The sequence below is a fragment of the Caldisericaceae bacterium genome, from assembly GCA_036574215.1.
GTDB lineage: Bacteria > Caldisericota > Caldisericia > Caldisericales > Caldisericaceae > Caldisericum.
In genome coordinates this window covers 1-16727 of sequence record JAINCR010000079.1, presented here as the reverse complement: position 1 = coordinate 16727, position 16727 = coordinate 1, and the positions used below count along the sequence as shown (strand labels likewise).

Below are 16727 nucleotides of genomic sequence, written 5' to 3'. Positions count from 1 at the left end.
ATGAGTTTTTTTCCGTCGTATTCCACAAGAATATAAGTAAACTCAGGGTTAACTGCTACGGCAATATTTGAGGGAAGAGTCCAAGGAGTGGTCGTCCAAACAAGAAGGTTTGTTTCCGGAAACCTTTCGTCTTTCACAGGGAAAAGCACATAGACAGAAGGATCTTTAACTTTTTTATAACCTAATGCAACCTCATGTGAGGAAAGGGTGGTGCCACAGCGAGGACAGTAGGGAACAACTTTGTGTCCTTCGTATAATAAACCTTTTTTGAAAACCTCTTTTAGAATCCACCAAATTGTTTCAATATAATAATTTTCATAGGTTTTGTAGGCATTTTTCATGTCAAGCCAGAAACCAATTCTATCGGTTGTTTTTTCCCAATCATCAACGTATTTCATAACCGATTCTTTACAAAGGGCATTGAACTTTTCTATGCCAAATTCTTCGATTTCTTTTTTTGTATGGATGTTAAGCATTTTTTCTACTTCAATCTCTACGGGTAAGCCTTGTGTATCCCACCCACCTTTTCTTGGCACATAATACCCTGTTAGAGATTTGAATCTTAAAACCGTATCCTTGTATATTCTTGAAAGCCCATGGTGCACACCAGGTTTACCATTTGCTGTTGGGGGACCTTCATAAAATACAAAACGAGTAGAACCTTCCCTTATTTTAAGGCTTTTTTCAAAAATTTTATTTTTCTTCCAGAATTCTATAATTTTTTCTTCTTCCTGCGGAATATTTTTTATATCTTCAAGTTTCTCAAATTCCATTTCAAACCTCCAATTAGTATTATGTGAATTATACTATTATATTAAAAATTGCTTTATTAACAAAAAATATTTTTTAATTATTGATGGCCTCTATCGTCCCTTGCCATTCCAAGACAAACCCCTCTTTTATCATTTTGAATATCTTCCGCCCACTTTGAGGCGAAGCGCTATTAGTCATTCCGAACACATTCGCTTCGCTCAGTGTAAACTCCGCAAAGAATCTCAGCCTTTTATGCCTTTTTTGGTTCTCTGTCCCCATTTAGTCATTCCGAGCGGTAGCGAGGAATCTCATTCGTTTTATACTCAAAGAAGGAAAGTCTCCTTTGATACTCCACCAAAAGGATACAAAAGAACGCACAAAGGACGGAGCCTTAAGGGAGCACTTCCTCAAAATATGGAAGAACTTCGCAGTTTTCCTCTTAAACGAAATAAAAAATTTCTAATATTTACTACCTTGACAAAACTTTTAATTTTGGTATATATCAAAGCGATAGAGAGTTTTTGCAGTCACCCAAATTAGGGAACACTGCGATAATAAATTATAGTATACAACAAAAACCATTTAGAAGATATACAAACACAAGTTTGGATATACTGAAGTTATTGGAAATTACACATCATTGGTATATAAAGTATGAAACAGTGAGATAAAAAGGGCAGATATGATAATAAGTGAAGAGGACACAAAGGCTAAGCTTATTGACCCTGTCCTTCACAAGAGAGGCTGGTCAGAAGACCTTATCCGTCGTGAAGAGACCGCTTGTGGTATTGATATCATTGATGGTAATCCAAGACGAAGAGAAAAAGGAAGAATAGATTATCTTTTGAGAATAAAGGTAAACTCCAATACCCAACCCATCGCAGTTGCTCTAATTGAAGCTAAAAAAAGTAATGAGCCTCCAGATAAGGGCCTTGAACAGGCAAAGAAATATGCTCGGCTAAACAATGTTCCTTTCATTTATTCTTCCAATGGACATCTATTTGTAGAATATGACTCTTTCACCGGGAAAACCTCTAAACCCCGCAATCTTGATGAGTTTCCAACTCCTTTTGAAATTAGGGAGCGTTATGAGAGAGGATTAGGAATTTCTCTTGAAAGCGAGTCCGCAAGGCCACTTCTTATGCCATATCCTAAGGGTGAAGCAACAAGACGATACTATCAGGATGCTGCCATTCGTTCGGCTCTTGAGAAGATAGCTCAGGGTAAAAAACGGATTCTTCTTTACCTTGCAACTGGCTCAGGGAAAACGTTTATTGCTGTTCATATTCTAAAGAAGATTGCTGATGCTGGGCAACTTCGCAGAGCGCTGTTCGTATGTGATCGAGATGAATTGCGTTCTCAAGGGCTCTCTGCATTTCAAAATGTTTTTGGTAATGATGCAGCAGAGGTTACTACATCAAACCCCCAAAAGAATGCTCGTATCTTAATAGCAACTTATCAAACACTAAATGTTTCTGACGAGAGTGATAATGCCAAATTTTTTCTTGAAAACTATCCTAAAAATTATTTTAGCCACATTATTATTGACGAGTGCCATAGAAGTGCGTGGGGCAAATGGAGTATTGTGCTTACAAGAAACCCATCTGCGGTTCAAATAGGTCTTACAGCAACTCCTCGCTCATGGGAAGGAGGAAACAAAGAGGAAAGAGAGCACGATGAAGAGATTACAGCCAATAATCTTCGTTACTTCGGCGAACCAGTATATGAATATGATATGGTTCAGGGCGTTGAGGATGGTTATCTTCCTGCTTGTGAAATTATAAGAAGGGAGGTAAACCTTGATAAAACAGGCATTAAAAAAAATGAAATTGAGGTTTTAGGGGCAAAAGATGGTATAACAGGAGTGCCTATTTCCCTTGATGAGACGCGTGAGTTATATGAGGCACCATCTTTTGAGAACATTATCCAATTACCTGATAGAGTTAAGATGATGTGTAAGGATTTATTTGAGATGCTTCTTCAAACTGGAGGTCCTCATCAGAAGACAGTTATATTCTGCACTCGCGAAACCCATGCAGATGCTGTTGCAACTGAAATGAACAATCTTTATGCAGAATGGTGTGCAAGAAATGGAGTAAAAAGACTTGAACCTTATGCCTTTAAATGCACTGCCTCAGTAGGAGGCTCTCAATACATTGCAGATCTGCGTGGTTCAGAGCGAAGTCATTTTATCGCTACAACAGTCGATTTAATAACTACTGGTGTCGATATCCCAATTTTAAGAAATGTAGTATTCTTCAAATATGTCCGTTCTCCAATTGCCTTTCAACAGATGATGGGAAGAGGCTCAAGAATTCACGAGCCAACAGGTAAATTAATGTTTCGCGTTTATGATTATACAGATGCTACTCGTCTTTTAGGGAATTCATTTGCAGTTCGACCTTTACCAACTACTGAACCAAAAGAACTTAAAGAAGGAAAAAAAGAAAAAATTATTCGGGTAGAAGGATTTGATGTTCACATCAATCCTGCAGGCACATATATTGTAATTAAAAAGGATGAAAAAATAACAATGGTAACTGTTGAAGAGTACAAACAGATAATAGCTGAACATTTAGTTGAACAAGTTAAAACGATAGATGATTTTCGCAGATGCTGGATAGATCCTGAGAAGCGAAAAAGCCTTATTGATAAACTGCCTGAGGATGGTCGAAGCGTGAGACTCTTGCAGAATATTCTAGAGAGAAAAGATTATGATATCTATGATACTCTTGCAGAAATTGTTTTTGGAATGTCACCAAAAACCAGAAAACAAAGAGCAGAAGCTCTCCGCTATAAGCATGAAGAATGGTTCAGGAAATTGCCAGAAGAAACAAAAAATACTCTAATTGCGCTTGTAAGGCAATTTGAGATAGGCGGAACAGAAGAACTGGAAAACCCGCGTATCTTTAATACCCCTGAGGTTGTAAAGTCAGGGGGCTTAGAATCACTTAAAATTATCGGCTCTCCAAAAGAAATCATTCAACAAACAAAAGAGAGGTTATTCTCAGTATGAATAAACAACCAGAAATAATTGATTTTCTTGTTAACAACTCTATCTATCCAATGATGAGCAAAAAAGGAAAAATTTTCTTAAGATCTTCTCTTAAAGTAGTTTTAAGCTCGGAAGAGACCGAAAAAATAATAAATGCACTAAATATCGAATCCGAAGAGGATTGTAAGAAAATAAGAGAAGAGATAAAGGAGCGTATCTCTGCTAAGAGAATCAATCGCCCTATAAAAGAATGGATAAAGGATGAAAGGCCGCGAGAACTATTGGTTAAAAAAGGTGCAAAATCTCTTCCTTTGTCTAAACTTCTTGCAATTATTTTAAGAACAGGAAAAGAGGGTGTAAGTGCAGAAGAATTAGCAAAGAGACTTTTAAACCATTTTGGTTCTTTGAGAGCAATTGACTCGGCATCAATTTCTGAAATTTGTAAAATCGAGGGGATAGGACCTGCAAAGGCAGCGCAAATAAAAGCAGCCTTTGAAATAGGAAAACTGCTCTATGAAGAAAAGGCAGAGAAAAAGAGACAAATTAAAAAAGCAGAGGATGTTTTAAGTTATGTAGCTGAATGCTATGGTCCTTACTTAAGGGATGAACGAAAAGAATTTTTCAATGTAATCTTCCTTGATATTAAGAACAAGCCAATAGACAGAATTGAAATTAGCAAGGGAAGTATAAATGCAACAGTTGTTGACTTAAAAGAGATAATTAAAGAAGCAACTATGAGGTCTGCATCTTCAATTATTTTGGTGCATAATCATCCATCAGGCGATACAGAGCCCTCACCAGAAGATATTGAGCTTACAAGGAGAATATGTGAAGCTTGCGAGATAGTTGGAATTAAAGTTTTAGACCACATCATTATAGGTAAAAATCAAGAAGACTATTTTAGTTTTGCAAAACAAGGATTGTTGAAATGAAAAACTTAAAAAAGATAATAAATTTTGGAGAGACTGAAATCATTGAATTTAAAGAGAAACTAAATGAATCCCTTTTCAAAACCATCTCTGCTTTTGCAAACACTCATGGAGGGGAAATTATCCTTGGGGTGGACAAAAAGGGAAATATTGCTGGCATTGATCAATCAACCAAATTTTTAGAAGATTTAACCAATCGTATAGTTAATAAGTTATCCATCTATCCTGAAATTAAAACCATGGACTTAAAAGGCAAAAGGGTTGTTATAATAAAAGTTAACCGTTCCTCTTATCCTGTGTCATATGAAGGACGTTATTATGAGAGGGTGGGAAATACAACTCGTGAAATGAATTTGCAAAAACTCAAAGTATTCCTTTTAAACAGCACGACTTGGGATTCCTTAACAAATGATTATTTATTTGACGAGATTGATACAGAAACTGTAGAGCGTTTTATTCATCTTGCTGTAGATAAGAAGAGACTTGCAACTGAATCTCTTAAAGATTCACCATTATTGGCTCTTCAAAAACTGAATCTTATTATTAACGGGAAATTGACCAATGCGGCGATTATGCTTTTTGGTAAAGATCCTCAAAAATATTTTATCAATCTCTGTGTCCGTATTGGGAGATTTAAAACAGAGACAACAATTATAGATGATAAATGGGTAAAGGGAAACCTTTTCAAGCAATTTGAAGAAACCATAAGCATTATTAGACAACACATAAGCGTTCGTTATGAAATAAAGGACTTTCAAAGAGAAGATATCTGGGATTATCCTATCCCTGCAATTCGCGAAGCAGTCCTAAATGCCCTTATTCACAGGGATTATTCTAATATAGCCAATTTTACTATGATTAAGGTTTATGACGACCATATATGGTTTTTTAATCCTGGCAAACTTCCTGAGGGGATTAAAATTGAACAGTTGAAAATGCCTCACAGTTCTGTTTTCAGGAATCCTCTTATTGCAAAGGTTTTTTACCTTGCAGGTTATATTGAACAATATGGCAGTGGAACTCTTAGAATGATTGATTGGATGAAAGAAACAGGATTACCTGAGCCAGAATATAAGGAAGAAACGGGTGGTTTTTCAGTTTATTTTTATAAAGATATTTACACTGAGGAGAATTTAAGAAAGATGGGATTAAATGAAAGACAGATAAAAGCAGTAATGTATGTAAAAGAGAAAGGGAGAATTACTAATAAGGAGTATCAGACTCTTTGCGAAGTAAAGAAAAGACAAACAAGTGAAGATTTAAAAGAGCTTGAATATAAAGAAATTTTTGAACGTGTTGGTTTAACAGGAAAAGGAACATATTATATTTTAAAGGGGCGCCAAAGGGGCATAAGGAGCAATAAAGGGGCGCCAAAGGGGCATAAAGACGCCACAAAGACGCCAAAAAGGGCTAAAAAATGACAGAAAAATTTTCACTTCCAAAAGGCTGGAGATGGGTTAAGTTGGGGGAAGTATGTGAAATTATTATGGGGCAGTCACCACCGGGTTCTACTTACAACAAAGAAAGCAAAGGGTTACCATTTTATCAGGGGAAAGCTGATTTTGGGAATGTTTTTTTACTTCCTCCCTCTACCTGGTGCACAGAACCATTAAAAATAGCCGAACCTAACGATATATTAATTTCTGTCAGAGCTCCAGTAGGTCAAGCAAATATTTGTAGTGAAAGATGTTGTATTGGTCGTGGACTTGCAGCAATAAGGGCTAAAAAGGATGTAAATTTATGGTTTGTCTTTTATTTTCTTCGCTTCATTGAAAAAGAAATTGCTACATTAGGTTCAGGCTCAACTTTTCCCGCAATCTCAAAATTTCAAATCTACAATCTTAAAATTCCTCTTCCTCCTCTTTTTGAACAAGAACGCATTGTCTCAAAACTTCAAGAGCTTATGCAACAAATTGACCGTGCCAGAAGTGCCTGTGAAAAGCAATTGGAAGCAGCAAAAGCCCTGCCATCTGCATATTTAAGAGAAGTCTTTGAAAGCGAAGAGGCAAAGAGATGGGAAAGAAAAAGATTGGGGGAAGTGTGTGAGATTCTTAAAGGCAAAAAACCGGAATTGTATGACAATAAAAAAAGTGAAGCAATGATACCTTACTTAACTGCAGAAGTTATTAGATTTGGTTCTACTCCAAAATGGTGTTTAAAATCAGACAAAAATTCGGTAGTAGTGGACAAAGACGAGATAATAATAATTGCTGATGGTTCTAATTCCGGAGAAGTTTTTACGGGATATACAGGTGTTTTGGCATCTACAATGGGAAAATTAAAAATAAATAAAAATGTTTCAAAAGATTATTTATATTTTTTTATAAAAATGAATTTTAAGGAATTAAATACACCTAAACGAGGCTCAGCAACTCCGCATTTAGATAAAGATATTTTTTATGAATTATCAATTCCTCTTCCTTCTCTTTCTGAACAACAACGCATTGCCTCCTATCTCAAAGAAAAAATGGCTTATATCCAAAATCTGCAATCTGCAATTCAAAAACAGCAATCAGCAATAAATGCCTTGCCACAAGCAATTTTAAGAAAGGCGTTTAGGGGTGAGTTATAATGGTAAAAAAACTAATTATCAAAAACTATCGCTCTATTAAAAATGTAGAAATTGACTTGGAACTATTTAATGCTTTTATTAATATCCAAACTTATGCGTTAATTGATCAAGACCCTGGAAATGCTAGCACCCAGAAAATAATAACCGAATTAGAGAATGTTTTGGGTGTTGGTAATGTGTTTCTTCAAGAACCAAATCTTGAAGGTATGTTTAACTTTCCTGAAAAATTTACTAAGGAAAAAGCACTTAAATTCTTCCCTGATTGGTTTAAAGAAAATGAACCACCAGAAGTATATAAAAATATAAAACAAAAATTATTTTCATGAGGGGGTCAAATGTCAAAGAACAATCTTAAAATTACCACTCCGCAATCTTTAAATGCCTATATTAAAAGCATTTGTGATATTATGCGTAGGGCTGGAAGGAGTAGCGCTTTGCAGTATGTGCCAGAACTTACCTGGATGCTCTTCCTTCGCATCCTTGATGAAAAAGAACAAAAGGAAGAAGAACAGGCAAAAGCAGTAGGTGTTTCTTTTATGCCTTCCTTAGAGTATCCCTATCGCTGGCGGGATTGGGCAGACCCAAGAGGAAAGAAAAGAATTGATCTACAGACAGGAACACTTGGCGCATTTACGTCCTTTGTGAATGGTGACCTTATACCTCATCTTAAAAATCTTAAAGATAAACCTGGAGCAACTCCCCGTCAGAAGATTATCAGTGAAGTCTTTTCATCAACTGAAAGAACGTATATAGACACAGAACGAAACCTACTTGATATTCTTGATAAAATTCATGCAATTTCTGTTGATAATATTGATGAAACTCATATGTTTCCTATATCTCAGGTCTATGAAGGTTTGCTTCAAAAGATGGGAGAAAAAAATAATGATGGCGGACAGTTTTTTACTCCCAGAGAAGTTATTCGAGTAATGGTCAAAGTGATTGATCCTGAAATTGGAGAGACCATATATGACCCCTGTTGTGGCACAGGAGGCTTTTTAGCCCAGGCTTATCAGCACATGAAAGAGAAGGCAAAAACAGCATCGGATATTGAAATTCTCAAGACAAGAACCTTTTATGGCAGAGAAAAAGAAAATCTTGTATATCCAATTGCTTTAGCAAATCTTGTTCTTCAAGGAATAGACGAGCCCCATATCTGGCATGGAAATACACTAACTGGTTTTGAGGTTTACGGAGAGCTATTTTCAAATGCGCCTTCCCTTTTTGATGTTGTGCTAACAAATCCTCCTTTTGGTGGAAAAGAAGGAGAAGATGCTCAGACACATTTTGCATACAAGACAAGTTCAACTCAGGTGCTATTTCTGCAACATGTGATTGATAGCCTTAAACATGGGGGAAGATGCGGGATAGTAATTGACGAAGGGGTGCTCTTCCGAACAAACGAGAAAGCTTTTGTTCAAACTAAACAAAAACTCTTAAACGAATGCAATCTATGGTGTATTGTTAGTCTGCCGCAAAAAGTTTTTGTGAATGCAGGGGCATCAAGTAAAACCAATCTTTTATTCTTTACAAAAGGTGAGCCGACAAAGGAGATATGGTATTACGATTTATCTGACCTCAATATCACCAAGAAACAGCCACTTACACTACAACATTTTGAAGAGTTTTTCAAATTATTACCAGGAAGAGAAATAAGCGAACGCTCCTGGCGTGTGTCAGTGGAAGAGATAAGATCAAAAAATTATGACCTCAAAGCAGTGAACCCCAACCGGAAAAATAAAGAAGATGAAAGAACCCCAGAAGAATTGATTTCTATTATAAAATCCCAGGCAGAAGAGATCGAAAATGCTATAAACTTTTTAAAAGGCAGAGGGTTATGAAATACGAGAAAATGTATTGATGTTGTGCTGAGGATTTGTTAAGACTTCATAATGGAAGTGTGCGCTGATCCTGTAATTGGATACTCCTTAAAGTTAGGATATAATACTCTAAAATATATTTCTACAGAGCAACAGGACTTTTTACAGAAGCTGCACTTTTTGACCTCAAAGATAAAATTCGCACTGAACTTTACACGTATTTTGTGCATTCTGAAGATTTGTTAGAACCAGTAGTTTATTATTCTAACGGTTATTTAACTCCTCCATAAATTTTCATTCAGACTGGATTATAAGTCTTCTTTCAAATAAAGAGGAATCTATTAAACTAAAAGCAGTAAAAGCACATTTTAGTCAGTATTGGACAAAACCTAAGTTTATGGCATCTTTTATTAGAAAAAATGAACTATTTTTCTCTACTGCCCAATACCAAATTAATTCTAATTTACCTCTCTGGACAAAGGAAGAGATGGAAAAGTTAAAAATAACTCCGTACGTAAAAAATGTTTCAATTACAGAAGATTTGGATTTATACGAATTTAATATAGCATTGCACAAAGGTTTCCCCGCTTTTACTAAAATGATTTTGTTTATCTATCCTGAGATAAAAGGCAAGCCATTTTTAGAAGCACCTAAGCATAAACTTGTTATCGAAAGAAGAGTAAGTAGTAACGTTAAATTTATTCTTTTTGATAGAGGAAAAACGTTAGAAATTAAAAAAGATAGTATTTCTCACAGGGTAAGCGATTAAATTTTTAAAATAAAAATAGATAAGAATTATTTTGCTAATTGCTCAGGCTTCTTTTTCTCAATATATATTGAAGAAGCAGAGAGTAGAGTTTCAGAAACTCCCTTCCGGCTTATAAACTTAGAAAAGCCCTAAATTTTACTTCTGTAATTTAAAATATGTAGTGCCAATCTCTTTTAACTTCTCATAATCTGGTACCACATAAGAGATGCCGTCAATCATATCTGGCGTCCCTGGGAAATTAACAATCTCAACATCTTTACTTGTAATATTTTTAAAAGTAAGCCCAATTTTTGTAATTTGTGCAACTGTTAAGTTTGTATCAACAGCATTCCCAATCTCTTTTGCCACTTGAGGGAGCCTAAAAACAGTTCTAATACTCTTTGTTTGGTCAATAATTGCCTTTATAAGCTCTTGCTGCCTCTCAATTCTCCCGTGCACATTACCTTGTTCATCCACTCCAAAATCTCCCCAGGCATCATACCTAAAACGTGCGTATTCAAGAGCTTTTTCTCCATTTAAATGCTGGACGCCTGGTTTTAAATCTATTTTCACATCGCCAGCCCAAGAATGGTAGTGCATTCTTTCTTTTACATCAATTGTTACTCCACCAATGGCATCAATTACTTTGGCAAACCCTTCAAAATTAACAATTGTATAGTATCGAATATCTTTAGTATCAATATTTAGAAGGTTTGCTACTGTTTTTATTGAAAGATCAACACCACCATCTGGAAAGTAATCTGAATTAAAAGCAGAGTTTATTTTATCGTATCCGTGATTTGGTATTTCAACTCTTGTATCACGTGGTATAGAAAGAAGAGTGACTTTAGAAGTCTTTGGATCAAGATGGGCAAGGATTAAAACATCAGATCTACCTGCTTCCTCTTTTGTTCTTCTATCTGTGCCAATTAAAAGGATATTGAAAGGTTTTGAAGTATCCAAAGGAATTTCTCCTTTAGAATTTTCATTTATAATAGCAAGATTTTTTGCAGTTATAAATACAAAGTACCCAAGCACAGCAATAAATACTATCAATAACACAAGCAAAGTTTGTTTAATAATAGTTTTAATGTTCATTTTTACCTCTTAATCAAAGAAAGATACTCATTATGTACATAACGAGACAAATTATAATACACAATTTTAAAAATCTTATGAATTTCCTCATTTATTTAAAAAATTTAACAAGATGTGGGCCAAACAGCAAGGAAATCGTTGTCATTAATTTTATTAGTATGTTTATAGAAGGACCTGCAGTATCTTTTAGGGGGTCTCCAACGGTATCACCTACTACAGATGCTCTATGTGCTTCTGAACCTTTTCCGCCGTAATTCCCTTGCTCTATGTATTTTTTTGCATTGTCCCACACTGCTCCTGCATTTGCCATATAAATTGCAAGTATAACACCAGAAAGCAAGGCTCCTGCAAGAAGACCTCCTGTAAATTCTTTACCTATTGCTCCCAAAACAATAAACCCTACAAAAGGTGAAACAATTGCAATAAGTGAAGGAAGCACCATATTTCTTAAAGCACCTTTAGTGCTAATTGCAACACACATTTTATAGTCTGGATCTGCCTTACCTAAAATAAGCCCTGGAATTTCTCTAAACTGCCTTCTTACCTCTTCAACCATGTTCCCTGCTGTTCTTGAAACAGCAACAATTGCAAAGGCAGAGAAAAGGAAAGGTAGTGATGTTCCAATAAACATACCTGAAATTGTGTAAGGAGATATGATATCTAAAGACTCCATCTTCATTGTTTGTATATAAGAAGAGAAGAGCGCAAGGGCTGTTAGTGCTGCAGAACCTATTGCAAAGCCTTTTCCCATTGCCGCCGTTGTGTTGCCAAGAGCATCAAGCACATCTGTTTTTTCTCTTACTGTATGTGGTAAATTAGACATTTCCGCAATTCCACCTGCGTTATCTGCAATTGGTCCATAGGCATCCACACTTAAACTTATCCCCAATGTTGATAACATTCCAAGACCTGCAAGTGCAATACCGAAAAGCCCAGAGAATTTGTATGAAACGATGATTGCAACAGCAATAAGAAGTAGTGGTAAAAATGAACTTTCCATACCAACAGCCATTCCTGAGAGGATCGTTGTAGCAGCTCCACCAACACTAGCAGACTTTGCAACCTCTTTAACTGGTTTTGCGCTTGTGTAGTACTGTGTAATAAACCCAATGAGGAGACCAACAATTAGACCTGACACAATTGCAGCAAAATAGTTTACACCATTTTGATATTTTAAAGAAAACACAAAAAACACTACCATTGCAAGAATATTTGTTACAATCGAACCTAAGTTTAGTGCTTTTTGTGGTGCTATATTCATTTTTGAAACAATTAAAGAAGAGACGATACCGACAATTGAAGATAATATGCCAAAACCAGTGATTGCATACACAAAACTCGAGGCACTTTCTCCAAGAACGAATACTCCAAGAATTATTGCAGCAGTAATTGAGCCAACATATGACTCATAAAGGTCGGCACCCATTCCTGCGATATCGCCAACATTATCACCAACATTATCTGCAATAACTGCTGGGTTTCTTGGATCATCTTCTGGTATACCTGCTTCAACCTTCCCAACTAAATCTGCACCAACGTCTGCAGCTTTCGTGTAAATACCACCACCCACACGAGCAAACAGGGCAACAAAACTTGCCCCAATTGAATATGCTGTAACAGCTATAAGAGGGCTTAGTTGAGGAATAAATTTTGTCGTAACTAAATAAGAAGTAAGTGAACCTATAACACCTAACCCTACAACAATAAGTCCCATAACTGAGCCACCCGAGAATGCTATAAAAAGTGCTTCTCCTGTAGTTTTTGTGGCAGCTTGGGTAGTCCTTACGCTAGCCCTTGTTGCAATGGTCATACCCAAAAAACCAGAAAGAGTTGAAAATACTGTGCCCATTACAAAAAATAAGCTTGCATATGGAGAAATTGACAAGGCAATAATTAGAGCAAAAACGGCGACCCATAAATACATGGTTTTATATTCTTCTAATAAGAATGTAAGGGCTCCATCTTGGATTGCTTTTGCAATTTTTTTCATTCTTTCGTTGCCTTGATCTTTTTTGAGGATAGAGATTGAAATGATGATTGCAGATAAAAGCGCTACTACCCCAGAGATGCTACCAATCAATAATTCCATTTTTACCTCCTTATCTCTACTTTGGAGCCGGCGATCTGATTTGAACAGACGACCCGCTGATTACGAATCAGCTGCTCTACCACTGAGCTACGCCGGCAAAAATCTTTCAATAATAAAAATGGAGCGGAAGACGGGATTCGAACCCGCGACACCTGCCTTGGCAAGGCAGTGCTCTACCCCTGAGCTACTCCCGCTTATTCTCCGCATTTTCATAAACTTGGCGGGATCGATGGGATTCGAACCCACGGTCTCCGGCGTGACAGGCCAGCGTGTTAAACCACTACACCACGACCCCGCAACTATCTAATTATATTTAAAAGTTTTATTTTTGCAACTCCTTATGGTGGGCGAAACAGGATTCGAACCTGTGACCCCTTCCGTGTGAGGGAAGTGCTCTACCGCTGAGCCATCCGCCCACTGCCCACTTTTAATTTGGTGCCCTCGAGGAGAGTCGAACTCCTATCGCCGCCTTGAAAGGGCGATGTCCTAACCGTTAGACTACGAGGGCACTGGTGAGCCGTGCAGGACTCGAACCTGCGACACCCGGCTTAAAAGGCCGGTGCTCTACCTCCTGAGCTAACGGCCCTCTTTGAGGTCTAGCAATATATAATACGAAATTATAAAAATAAGTCAAGAGTATTTTTAGAACTGTTCAATGATTTCTACAAATTTTGTGTATTCCGACTGGAAAAGCAATCTGCATTGGCCTTGTGGACCATTTCTTTGTTTTGCAACTAAAACTTCTACTCTTTCCCTTTCGGCTTCATCTGGAATGTGTAAGAAAATTACAACATCTGCATCCTGTTCAATTGAACCACTTTCTCTTAAATCTGAAAGCATTGGTTTTTTATCTTCTCTTTTTTCTACTGCTCTACTTAACTGTGATAAAACTACAACGGGTATATTAAGTTCTCTTGCAAGATTTTTTAAACCTCTTGTAATTTGCGATATCTCAAGCACTCTATTTTCTACTCTCTGCTCTGAACGTATCAGTTGAAGGTAATCTACGAAAATAATGCCAACTTTTGCTTCTATCTTTAACCTTCTTGACTTTGTGCGTATGTCTGTAAGAGTTACATCAGGGCTATCATCTATGTAGATTGGTGCTTCGTATAGCTCTGAATAGGCCTCTGTAATTTTACTAAAGTCTTCATCTCTTAGATAACCTGTTTTTAACCTTTGCATATCAACTTTTGCTTCTGAGCAGAGCATCCTTTCAAGAAGTTGTTCTTTTGACATTTCTAAGGAAAAAAATCCAACAGGAAGGTTCTCTTTACTTGCAATATTCGTTGCAATATTTAATGCAAAAGAAGTTTTTCCAACGCTTGGTCGTGCTGCAATTATGATAAGGTCTGAATTTTGAAACCCACCTGTTATTTTGTCAAGTGTTGGATATCCCGAAGGTATTCCAGAAACGCCTAATTTTCTTTTGTATCTATTTTCAATTTCTTCAAAATGTTCGTGTAGAAAATCTTTTATTCTTATAAAGAACGTTTGAGTTTTTTCTTGTGCGATGTTAAAAATTTTTTGCTCTGCAAGGTCTAAAACTTCATCAATGTCAAGAGATTCATTAAAACCTAAATCTGATATTTCTCCCCCTGCTTTAATGAGCTCTCTCAGTATTGCCTTGTTTTTTACAATTTTTGCATAGTATTCAACATTTGCTGCATTTGGCACAAAGGCTGCAAGTTGTGCAATGTAAGTTGAGCCACCCACTTCATCAAGATAACCCATTTTTTCAAGTGATTCTACAACTGAAACAATATCAATTGGCAAACCTCTAAGAGAGAGATCTTTTATTGCTTTCATTATTTTTGCATGTTCTGGGCGGTAAAAATCTTCTTCTTTTAAGATTTCAATTACCTTATAGACGGCTTCTTCATCTATAAGCATTGCACCAATAACAGATTGCTCTGCCTCAATTGAGAACGGGGGGAGTTTTTTGAATTCTTCTGCCATTATTCTTTCTCAACTCTAATTTTTAGTTCTGCCTGAATGTCTTTGTAAAGTTTTACAGGTATTTTATAAACTCCGAGTTTTTTGATTGGGTTTTCAAGGACGATTTTTTTACGGTCTATTTCAAGTCCGAACAACTTTTTAATTTTTTCCTCAATATCTTTTGATGTAATTGAGCCAAATAGGATATCGTTTAAGCCTGCATTTGCTTTGAATATTAACTCTTTTGATTCGAGGATCTCTTTTTCGTTTTTTGCCTGGGTTATTTTTCTTTCCTCAACGTTTTTGCTCTCGTCAATAATGTTAAGTGCAGTATCTTCATCGACGAGTTTTGCAAGGCCTTTTGGAATAAGATAATTAAGAGCATAGCCCTTAGAAACTGAGACTATGCTCTTTGCATTCCCTAGACCTTTTACGTTTGATAAAAGCAAAACCTTTATCTTCATTGAATTATCTTCTTACATAAGGTAAGAGAGCCATGTATCTTGCACGTTTAATTGCCTTTGCAACTTCTCTTTGGTGTTTTGCGCAAAGTCCTGTGTTTCTTCTTGGAAGAATCTTGCCTTTTTCACTAATAAACCTTGAAAGCTTTTGCACGTCTTTATAATCTATGCTTTCATTTTTTGCACAGAAAACGCAAACCTTTCTTCTCTGTCTAAAAAAATATGCCTTTTTAACCTTTTTCTGAGTTTCCATTCTTACCTCCTATTAAGAAAATGGGACATCAGGTTCTGAATCTTCTGTTGCTTCTTCTATTTCAATCTCTTTAGAAGCTTTTGCCGTTATGAGTTTTAAGTCCCTTGCTACAATTTCCGTTACAAACCTTTTATTGCCGTCAACTTCATAATCTCTTATACGTAATCTTCCTTCAACAAAAATGAGATCACCTTTTTTAAACGTCTTTTCTACCCTATCTGCAAGCCTGTTCCATGCAACAATTGTAATAAAGGAAGTTTCTTCATCCCACTTATTTGGGTCTTGTTTTGACTTAAAAGATCTGCTTACTGCAATTTTAAACTGAGCAACTTCATTTCCCTGAGGAGTATAGCGGATATCTGGGTCTGCTACAAGACGCCCTGTTAAAAATACTCTGTTAATATCAGACATTTTCTTCCACCTCTTCTTCAGTTTTTGGCGAAGTCCCAATACCTTCTTTTTTTACAATCATTGCTCTTAAGAAACCGTCATTTACCCTGAAAAAATAATACAGATCTTTTATAGTTTCTGGCTTAAGGCTTAGATTAGCAAGGTAATAGTAACCGTTTGCCTGCTTTTTGATTGGATAGGCAAGCGTTTTTAAGCCCCATTCTACTTCGTTTTTGATTGTGCCTTGGTTTTTTTCAACAAAATCATGGAATTTTTGAACTAGCGCTTGTCTTTCTTCATCGCTAATGTTAGCGCTTACAATGTAAAGCACTTCGTAATCATTCATTTTTACCTCCCGGTCTAAATTCTGCCTTGTGATAATTTCACAAGGAAGGTTTAATATTTCAACATATTATATAGAAATTGTGTTATAAATCAATAGAAAAAAATCCACTATTATAACTGAGTCTACATGTAGGTAATGTTTTCTATTAATTCTTACTATTCTTCTGTCTTTTATCCATTACTAAAAATATGTAGAGAAAATTTAGATTAAATTAATATAAAAAATTCCTTTAAATTTATAGAACTTTTTTGTAAGTTTGAGTATCTAATATACTAGAGAAAAGAATTTTTACTTAGAGCAAAATATATTTTTAAGAAAAACACCGCATGCAGTCA

The 16727-nt window shown here is 36.1% G+C and carries 15 protein-coding genes and 6 tRNA genes; 7 read left to right on the top strand and 14 right to left on the bottom strand.

The window, feature by feature from the left end:
* Positions 1 to 773 (bottom strand): class I tRNA ligase family protein (locus K6343_05095; protein ID MEF3245337.1); only part of this gene is annotated, 773 nt, incomplete at its 3' end.
* Positions 774 to 1435: 662 nt separating this feature from the next.
* Here K6343_05095 and K6343_05090 point away from each other — a divergent pair.
* The 7 genes from K6343_05090 to K6343_05060 all read left to right on the top strand — a co-directional run bounded on the left by K6343_05090 (position 1436) and on the right by K6343_05060 (position 9838).
* Entirely contained in the window at positions 1436 to 3769 is a 2334-nt protein-coding gene (locus K6343_05090; GenBank protein MEF3245336.1) for a DEAD/DEAH box helicase family protein, read from the top strand.
* The gene (gene radC / locus K6343_05085; GenBank protein MEF3245335.1) at positions 3766 to 4680 is read left to right on the top strand and encodes a DNA repair protein RadC; all 915 of its coding nucleotides are present in this window, start codon (positions 3766 to 3768) and stop codon (positions 4678 to 4680) included. Before K6343_05090 ends, radC begins: the two co-directional genes overlap by 4 nt.
* Positions 4677 to 6098, top strand: a complete 1422-nt coding sequence (locus K6343_05080) for a helix-turn-helix domain-containing protein (protein ID MEF3245334.1) — start codon at positions 4677 to 4679, stop codon at positions 6096 to 6098. Before radC ends, K6343_05080 begins: the two co-directional genes overlap by 4 nt.
* On the top strand, positions 6095 to 7249 hold the full coding sequence (locus K6343_05075; GenBank protein MEF3245333.1) for a restriction endonuclease subunit S: 1155 nt from the start codon (positions 6095 to 6097) through the stop codon (positions 7247 to 7249). Before K6343_05080 ends, K6343_05075 begins: the two co-directional genes overlap by 4 nt.
* Entirely contained in the window at positions 7249 to 7575 is a 327-nt protein-coding gene (locus K6343_05070) for a hypothetical protein (protein ID MEF3245332.1), read from the top strand. Before K6343_05075 ends, K6343_05070 begins: the two co-directional genes overlap by 1 nt.
* A gap of 9 nt (positions 7576 to 7584) precedes the next feature.
* Positions 7585 to 9090, top strand: coding sequence for a type I restriction-modification system subunit M (locus K6343_05065; GenBank protein MEF3245331.1), 1506 nt, complete (start codon positions 7585 to 7587; stop codon positions 9088 to 9090).
* A 376-nt stretch (positions 9091 to 9466) separates the two neighbouring features.
* Entirely contained in the window at positions 9467 to 9838 is a 372-nt protein-coding gene (locus K6343_05060) for a hypothetical protein (GenBank protein MEF3245330.1), read from the top strand.
* A gap of 135 nt (positions 9839 to 9973) precedes the next feature.
* Here K6343_05060 and K6343_05055 read toward each other — a convergent pair whose 3' ends face one another.
* The 13 genes from K6343_05055 to rpsF form a co-directional block, all read right to left on the bottom strand.
* Positions 9974 to 10915 carry an LCP family protein gene (locus K6343_05055; GenBank protein ID MEF3245329.1) on the bottom strand — a complete coding sequence of 314 codons (942 nt, stop codon included), beginning with the start codon at positions 10913 to 10915 and terminating at the stop codon, positions 9974 to 9976.
* Positions 10916 to 11006: 91 nt separating this feature from the next.
* Complete coding sequence (locus tag K6343_05050) at positions 11007 to 13004, bottom strand: sodium-translocating pyrophosphatase (GenBank protein ID MEF3245328.1); 1998 nt, start codon at positions 13002 to 13004, stop codon at positions 11007 to 11009.
* Positions 13005 to 13026: 22 nt separating this feature from the next.
* Positions 13027 to 13101 (bottom strand) — tRNA-Thr (locus tag K6343_05045).
* Between the two features lie 22 nt (positions 13102 to 13123).
* Positions 13124 to 13198, bottom strand: a tRNA-Gly gene (locus K6343_05040).
* Between the two features lie 24 nt (positions 13199 to 13222).
* Positions 13223 to 13299 (bottom strand) — tRNA-Asp (locus K6343_05035).
* A gap of 46 nt (positions 13300 to 13345) precedes the next feature.
* Positions 13346 to 13420 (bottom strand) — tRNA-Val (locus tag K6343_05030).
* Between the two features lie 17 nt (positions 13421 to 13437).
* Positions 13438 to 13512 (bottom strand) — tRNA-Glu (locus K6343_05025).
* A gap of 2 nt (positions 13513 to 13514) precedes the next feature.
* Positions 13515 to 13590: transfer RNA gene (locus K6343_05020), tRNA-Lys, on the bottom strand.
* A 56-nt stretch (positions 13591 to 13646) separates the two neighbouring features.
* On the bottom strand, positions 13647 to 14963 hold the full coding sequence (dnaB, locus tag K6343_05015) for a replicative DNA helicase (GenBank protein MEF3245327.1): 1317 nt from the start codon (positions 14961 to 14963) through the stop codon (positions 13647 to 13649).
* The gene (rplI, locus tag K6343_05010) at positions 14963 to 15406 is read right to left on the bottom strand and encodes a 50S ribosomal protein L9 (GenBank protein MEF3245326.1); all 444 of its coding nucleotides are present in this window, start codon (positions 15404 to 15406) and stop codon (positions 14963 to 14965) included. The genes dnaB and rplI overlap by 1 nt, the downstream gene beginning before the upstream one ends.
* Before the next feature lie 4 nt (positions 15407 to 15410).
* Entirely contained in the window at positions 15411 to 15656 is a 246-nt protein-coding gene (rpsR, locus tag K6343_05005; GenBank protein MEF3245325.1) for a 30S ribosomal protein S18, read from the bottom strand.
* Positions 15657 to 15668: 12 nt separating this feature from the next.
* On the bottom strand, positions 15669 to 16067 hold the full coding sequence (locus tag K6343_05000) for a single-stranded DNA-binding protein (protein MEF3245324.1): 399 nt from the start codon (positions 16065 to 16067) through the stop codon (positions 15669 to 15671).
* Positions 16060 to 16392, bottom strand: a complete 333-nt coding sequence (gene rpsF, locus K6343_04995) for a 30S ribosomal protein S6 (protein MEF3245323.1) — start codon at positions 16390 to 16392, stop codon at positions 16060 to 16062. Before rpsF ends, K6343_05000 begins: the two co-directional genes overlap by 8 nt.
* Between the last annotated feature and the right edge of the window lie 335 nt (positions 16393 to 16727).